The 6,821-nt window shown below is 34.0% G+C and carries 6 protein-coding genes and 1 pseudogene; 5 read left to right on the top strand and 2 right to left on the bottom strand.

Annotated features, from left to right (window positions below; translation table 11 throughout):
- Nucleotides 1–263 precede the first annotated feature (263 nt).
- Nucleotides 264–491: a hypothetical protein gene (locus V7183_RS16670; protein ID WP_335360214.1), complete on the top strand. Its 228-nt coding sequence runs from the start codon at nt 264–266 to the stop codon at nt 489–491.
- Nucleotides 492–526: 35 nt separating this feature from the next.
- Here V7183_RS16670 and V7183_RS16665 read toward each other — a convergent pair whose 3' ends face one another.
- Nucleotides 527–1,852: an ArsB/NhaD family transporter gene (locus V7183_RS16665; protein ID WP_097899837.1), complete on the bottom strand. Its 1,326-nt coding sequence runs from the start codon at nt 1,850–1,852 to the stop codon at nt 527–529.
- Between the two features lie 246 nt (nt 1,853–2,098).
- Between V7183_RS16665 and V7183_RS16660 the strand changes: the two genes are divergently transcribed.
- Together V7183_RS16660 and bshB2 are read left to right on the top strand one after the other, a co-directional pair.
- Complete coding sequence (locus V7183_RS16660; RefSeq protein WP_097899838.1) at nt 2,099–2,449, top strand: YojF family protein; 351 nt, start codon at nt 2,099–2,101, stop codon at nt 2,447–2,449.
- A 15-nt stretch (nt 2,450–2,464) separates the two neighbouring features.
- Nucleotides 2,465–3,127: a bacillithiol biosynthesis deacetylase BshB2 gene (gene bshB2 / locus V7183_RS16655; protein ID WP_335360213.1), complete on the top strand. Its 663-nt coding sequence runs from the start codon at nt 2,465–2,467 to the stop codon at nt 3,125–3,127.
- Nucleotides 3,128–3,384: 257 nt separating this feature from the next.
- Here bshB2 and V7183_RS16650 read toward each other — a convergent pair.
- A pseudogene (locus tag V7183_RS16650) lies at nt 3,385–3,914 on the bottom strand (transposase); the annotation flags it as partial.
- Between the two features lie 2 nt (nt 3,915–3,916).
- On the opposite strand from V7183_RS16650, the gene V7183_RS16645 reads away from it, so the two are divergent.
- A complete protein-coding gene (locus V7183_RS16645) occupies nt 3,917–4,597 on the top strand; it encodes an S-layer homology domain-containing protein (RefSeq protein WP_335360212.1) in 681 nt (226 codons plus the stop codon).
- Nucleotides 4,598–4,763: 166 nt separating this feature from the next.
- Entirely contained in the window at nt 4,764–5,807 is a 1,044-nt protein-coding gene (locus V7183_RS16640) for a hypothetical protein (RefSeq protein WP_335360211.1), read from the top strand.
- The last annotated feature ends 1,014 nt before the right edge of the window (nt 5,808–6,821 follow it).

The raw sequence follows: 6,821 nt of genomic DNA, 5'->3' as shown, positions 1-6,821 counted from the left end.
CGATTTTATCTTTTTTGTATATGGTAAGGTAAATTCTTTGACATAAAGTAAAACTTTAACAGTAGGGGATTCATCCTCTACTGGTTATCAGCCTGCACCAATTGAGTTTTTACGGGCATTTGATTTCCTAGCTACCTTCTTTGCTGTACTGTCCACAAATAGCGAGATAAGCATATTCAATAAAATGCATATATTGAGCAGGATAAGATAGAACAGATGGCGAATTTTTACAACATATGGATTAAAATAAGGAGTCTTGTCAGATGAATTTAGAAAAGCCAAAACCAGTAAATGAAGAGATAGTAGAGTTAAAAGAACTTGTAAAAGAATTACATGGCAGTATGCATCAATTGCAAAGTGAGGTTCAACAGCTTCGGCATGAAAGGCCGATTGTTGAAGTGAAAAAAGGTGTTCAATTGTCACCAGCAATTGTTGGACAAATTGGTGGTATTATTTTAGGAGCATTAGCAATTATCGGGATATTTTGGTGATAAAAAAGGTTTGCAGCAATATGCTGCAAACCTTTTTACATTAAATAACGTAAATATATATAAGCATGTGATAATAATAATGCAACGATCGTTAACGGTAAGCCAATTTTTAAGAAGTCAAGGTAAGAAAATCCATGTCCTTCGCGGTTAGCGATACCTGCAACAACTACGTTTGCTGATGCTCCGATTAACGTTCCGTTCCCTCCTAAGCAAGCGCCAAGTGATAATGCCCACCATAGTACTTCAATTTGAGGGGAATCAGCAGAAAGTCCAAGTCCTGATGCTAAATCTTGAATAAGTGGAATCATCGTTGCGACAAATGGAATATTATCAATAGTAGCTGATGCGGCGCCAGATACCCATAAGATGAGAACTGCTGCAAAACCGATATCGCCATTTGTTACGTCAATCACTTTTTTCGCAAGTGAAGAAATAAGGCCGATATCAATCAATCCGCCAACAAGAACAAATAATCCAGCGAAGAAGAAAATTGTTACCCATTCTACATGAGCGAATACATCTTCTAATTCATGTTGTTTCACGCCGATTAACATAAGGAGTGTAGCACCAGTCATCGCAATAACTGCCGCATCCACATGAATAATCGAATGAAGAACAAACCCGAGAATTGTCAGTCCTAAAATAGAAAGAGATTTTAGGAGTAGGCTTCGATCACGAATATAGTCTTTTTCATTTAAGGCCATAAGCTTGGCAATTTGTTCAGGTGTTGTTTTTAATTTGTTGCGATACATAAAATAAATAATGCCTAATGTAACAACAGAAATAATAATTACAATTGGAGTTAAATTAAGTAAAAAAGCATTAAAATCTAAATGTTTATTAGCAGATCCAATCATAATATTTGGAGGATCACCAATTAACGTTGCGGTACCACCAATATTTGAAAATAATACTTCAGAAATCAAATAAGGAACAGGTTGTACCTTTAAAATACGCGTGATAGATAATGTAACAGGAACAATTAATAAAACAGTCGTTACGTTATCTAAAAATGCAGAGCCGACAGCGGTTAATAGGGATAGAAATAATAAAATTCGAATGGGCTTTCCGCCTGCTGCTTTTGCTGCTTTAATAGCTACATATTCAAATACACCAGATTGGCTCGTAATATGTACGAGAATCATCATTCCAATTAAAAGGGTAATCGTTTCCCATTGAATATGTGATGTAAAGGCAGTATGTAAGTCTACAATTCCAAAAATAATCATAATGGCAGCACCGAACAGTGCAATTACAGCACGGTTCAATTTCTCGGAAATAATAAATCCATATGTCACTAAAAATACGGCAATTGCAAAATAATATTGCCAATTTGCTACTTCATGTGCTGAATGTTCCAACATGTCACCTTCTTTAAAATATGTATTAAATTGTCGAAATGCATCCCTCCGCATAAACTCTATTGTAGCAAATTCAAAAAAGAAAGAAAACTATTTACAATAGAGAGGAAGAATAGAATTTCACATACCGTAACAGAAAATAAAAAACAAAGTGCAAATTATTATGCAAAGTGAGCATTGTCCTCTAATATAGAGATAGCAATTTACATTATTTTTGCGTAAAATGGTTTGAAGAGGTGAAATCCGATGGAAATAGTAAAAGATAGCGCTGTTATTCAACATGAAATCGAACGTTTTGTAAATAAAGATGTATATATTCATTTAGAAACGACAAATGGAGCATATGCTTCACATATTAATGAAAAAATGATGACAGTCGGAGCATTCATTCGCAATGCAATTATCCGTTTTGAGCGCGGGAAAATAACCGGAACAAATCCATACCGAGTTGGTCTCAAAATGAATCATGGCTGGGTATATGCTGAAGGCATTACACATTGGGAAGTAGACGAGCAAGATCGTTTATTACTAGCAGGGCACGATAATAAAGGTCGTTTAGCAGTAGCACTTGAATTAAGCTTAACGCCATTTAAATAAGAAGGAGGGAAACGTATGGAGAGACATGTACTTGTTGTATTTCCGCATCCAGATGATGAATCCTATGCAGCAGGAGGAACAATTAGTTTATTAACAAGACAAGGAGTACCTGTAACCTATGCATGTGGAACCTTTGGACAAATGGGACGTAACATGGGGAAAGGTGTATTTGCAAACCGTGAAACAATTCCAAGTATCCGTGAAAAGGAATTAAAAGATGCATGTGAAGCAATGGGCGTTACAGATTTAAGAATGCTTGGTTTTCATGATAAAACGTTAGAGTTTGAAGATGTAGATTTTGTAGCAGATAAAATTGAAGCGGTAATTCGCGATGTACAGCCATCAAGAATTATTACATTCTATCCAGAACATGGTGTTCACCCAGACCATGATGCATTTGGTCGTGCTACAGTTCGTGCAGTATCACGTATGCCAAAAGAAACGCGTCCGGTTATTCACGCTGTTGCAATTACGAAAAATCGTGAAGAAGTATTAGGTGAACCCGATGTGGTGAATAACATTAGCGAAGCATTTGATCAAAAGTTAGCAGCTTTACGTGCACATCGTTCTCAAACGGAAGCGATGCTTGAAGAAACAGAAGTGAAGCTGAAAAATAAAGATGCTGCAACGTTAAAATGGTTACAAATGGAGCAGTTTTGGACTTATAAATGGGAATAGACTAGAAGGTAGGCTTCTTCTAGTATTCCTTACATATAAAAGAGGTGCCATAATGTGGCCATAGCCATCAAGTTAACAAAAATACTCCAGATNNGTATTTTTGTTAGATATAGAATACAAGTTTCTATATTTGGACATACTCAAATAAGACTTCAACATACTTATTTTTTTAAGCGGTGTGTTGAAGTGAATTTGTATATTCTTGAGTGATGCCAAGAATATCAAATGGTGAATATTTGGTATACCGATGTGCTTTCCTACCATTTTTCGATAGGTCTTCGAACAATCTGACAAGAATGGGAATCATGTCTCGACAGGATGTGAACAGCACATCGAGTATACTTGGAAAATAAATATAGGTAATATACGTTGCCTTATATTCACTGATTTCTTTATGTTTCCTCTCCCATATGAGCCTCCGCATTTTATAAGTTATACTTGCGATAAGACATAACGCAATCAACTGCCCATACAAATGGCACTGGAATCGTTCGAGTTTTATCTTTTTAACCTCATGAATGCCAAAAATAGATTTCCATGTTTTAAACAAAATTTCAATTTGCCATCGAAGGGAATAGAGCTGATAAATCTCATGTGCTTTCATATCTGTTTCTTTTATATTTGTAATAAATAAGTTGATTCCACTTGCGTATTTAGGCATTCGTCTGTTTTCTTTTTTGTGCCGTTCTAATCGCTTCGTATGTTCAGGCTCTGTTAATTTATAGATCATCAAACGTGTTGCTTGTTTTTGATGAAATCCAATATATACGCGAGGGAACTCGATATGAGATGGCAGTTGTACTACAAAAAGCTTTTAACTTAAACTTTAATACACCAGTAAGCTTCAAGGACATACCAAAAAATCATTGGGCGGAGCTATATGCAAATGCACTATTAGCCAATAATATATCTAGGGGTGATGGTTCTGGAAATTACCTAGGTAATGATTTAGTGAAACGCGAACAATACGCAGAATTTTCATATAATGCGATACTTACAAACCCAGAAAAAAACACTATCAATAAAACACTAGATTCTAGATTTTCATCGTGTGGTGATACATATCAATATCCAGAATTTGTACAGTTAGCGAATTCTATGTTAGGTACATCATATCAATTAGGCTTGAATAAAGGCGAGTTTATCGAGCTATCACGAAACTATAACATGAAGATATCTCAAACGAACTCAAAGTCTATTACATTACAAGGTTTTAAAGATGATACAGAAAGTACTACGAGTTATGTTGATTTGTTTAAATTACTTAGTATAGTTGATCATCAGGGAGGACTAAAATTCAACTCAGAAGACGTTCACGCAGCAGTAATGGAAAGATTAGAAAATACAAATACTACTGTAAAAATACCAGATTATGAAGATAAATTTGTATCCATCGCGCAAACTACTGATTATATAGAAAATGGGGAAAAACATGCTGGATACGTAACAATCACATTCAAATCTTTTTAATCATTTTGCTGTACGTTAAGGCATTAACAGTGTTGCAAGAATCTCTTTTCTATTTCGCTACAAATATCACCGTATTATCGAAAATTAATTTGTAACATAATATATGCAACACTACACTTGGGCCAATTAAAGCATGATAAAAGACTATTGATTAAAGGAGTTTAACATGGAACTTTCCAAAACATTTAGATTAGACGAAACAGGTTATGTACTACTTCAAGAGTTAATATTGGAGCGCATAGAAAAAGATATTGATAATGAAGAAAAAGAGTTAGATATTCAAAAAGATAAAGAAATAGAGACAATTGGAAAGAGTGGTTTTTTTAATTCTATCAAGCAAAATCGAATAAATAATGCCATTACTAAAATTGAAAAAAGGATTGAAAAAAAAGAGCTATGGATGGATAAATGGTATGATCAAAATCTACCTTCTTCAAGTTCAAACATAATATGTTCAATCGATGATTTAATTAACAATTTCAAAAATTCGGAGATTGGGAAAGCTCAGCTCTTTTTAATTCTACAAGAAATAGTTCATACGCCAATATATTATGCACATGATTCCCTTGAGGCAGCGGGCAAAGAGGTAGATTTTGAAGGTACAATTAATGACATTTCAAAACGAATGGGTTTAAATGATCTAGGTCTACAAATCATAAAAAATACCAAATTATTTTATAAAGATGTAAAAAAAGAGAGCACATCCATCCTAAAATGGGGAATATATGGTCTAATGGGCGCATCTGCAATTGCAATTATTTTAGCTATGCCTGTTATCGCTCCAGCTATTGGTGGCCTAATGGGATTATCTGGTGCAGCAGCTACTGCTTCTGGTTTAGCAATTTTAGGAGGGGGATCAATAGCTGCAGGCGGACTGGGAATGGCCGGAGGAATGACTCTTTTAGCTGGTGGAAGTGGTATTTTAGGTGCTATTGCAGGTGGAGCCGCAGGGAAATTATTAAGCCAATTACCTCAAGAAACAATTGCCCTAAATGTTATTAAAGTAGTAAACTTAATTATTTATCTTAATTCAAATAACGGTATCAGCAAACATTATTCTGATGAATTATTAACTGAAGCTAAAATGCTATTTATTGAATTTAAGCAAGCAACAGAAAAAGAATTAGTTATTAACGGTATTAATAAAGATAAAAAAGAAATAATCCAATTACTTGATATTTTGAATGTTGGATTAAAAAGAATTATTTAAAATGTGATATAATGGATAATTTTTTATGGTTAATCTATCCGGTATTGATACTTATTTTTATTGACTTATTATCTGCATCATGGGTATTAATTCGAAATACGTGGAAAGATTTTTATGAGCTTGTGTGGAAATCCAAAAGGGTTTGATACTTTCCTGCTAGCAACATGGAAAGGTCAATATCATACTTAATGCTAGAATCACTGTTGTCAATTACTCTTTCTCAATATACAATTAAATTATTATTATTAGTTTATTGTTTATTTTGTTTCCTGTTTGTTTTTTCTTCGAGTAACTCGATACAAACAGTTGAATGTTGAGATGGTGAGCTACAGCGAGATATATTGGTTATAACCTATATCCGTAATCATCAACTATTAAAAAGGGCTTTTCTTGGGCTGAACATCAAATGAAGATATTTACTATCTTTTTTTGAATGCTTCGACTTGGGAAAAGCCCTTTTTGTGTTTTCTCAAACTCGTGAAATAGGTAAATGGGGTAAAAGGAGTATCTGTGCTGGCAAATACAAAATAGATTCCAATAAAAGGATAAAAATGCACCGTACACTTTTGGCAAACATTTGTGGCAATCGTTTTGATAATTATTTTTGAAAATATCATATTCCATTGAAATCAAGCGCCTAATAAAAATTGAATTGGTTACAAAAATTATGGCTTTTGGTAAACGAATATTAAACCAGCTACTTAAATAATGAGGAACCGACTACATAATTACATTTTCTGCAAGTTACTTTGCACTTCACGGCACGGTTGCTCCCTCTACCCCTATGAGGATAGTTACCCGACTATTTCACTCTTGATCCCTACACAATGTGTGGGGATTTTTTCTTTATTTTGTAATAGAGTACTATTATTGTACTCTATTGAATTCACTAAATGTTTATATATACAAATTTAAATGTTAATATATTTAAAAAGAGACCATTGAGAAAGGAGGGAATAAGTAGTATGTTTGGTAGTAAACAAGATGATGTTAAAGAGTATCTTATAGAAGAAG

It is taken from the genome of Bacillus sp. JJ1127, from assembly GCF_036965845.1.
Classification (GTDB): domain Bacteria; phylum Bacillota; class Bacilli; order Bacillales; family Bacillaceae_G; genus Bacillus_A.
The sequence above is the reverse complement of the archived record's forward strand: the minus strand, read 5'-3'. Positions and strand labels throughout refer to the sequence as shown.

Bases quoted from the DNA above. Each gene is read 5' to 3' on its own strand.
- V7183_RS16670 (WP_335360214.1), top strand. From the start codon at position 264: ATGAATTTAGAAAAGCCAAAACCAGTAAATGAAGAGATAGTAGAGTTA.
- V7183_RS16660 (WP_097899838.1), top strand. From the start codon at position 2,099: ATGGAAATAGTAAAAGATAGCGCTGTTATTCAACATGAAATCGAACGT.
- bshB2 (WP_335360213.1), top strand. From the start codon at position 2,465: ATGGAGAGACATGTACTTGTTGTATTTCCGCATCCAGATGATGAATCC.
- V7183_RS16645 (WP_335360212.1), top strand. From the start codon at position 3,917: ATGGCAGTTGTACTACAAAAAGCTTTTAACTTAAACTTTAATACACCA.
- V7183_RS16640 (WP_335360211.1), top strand. From the start codon at position 4,764: ATGGAACTTTCCAAAACATTTAGATTAGACGAAACAGGTTATGTACTA.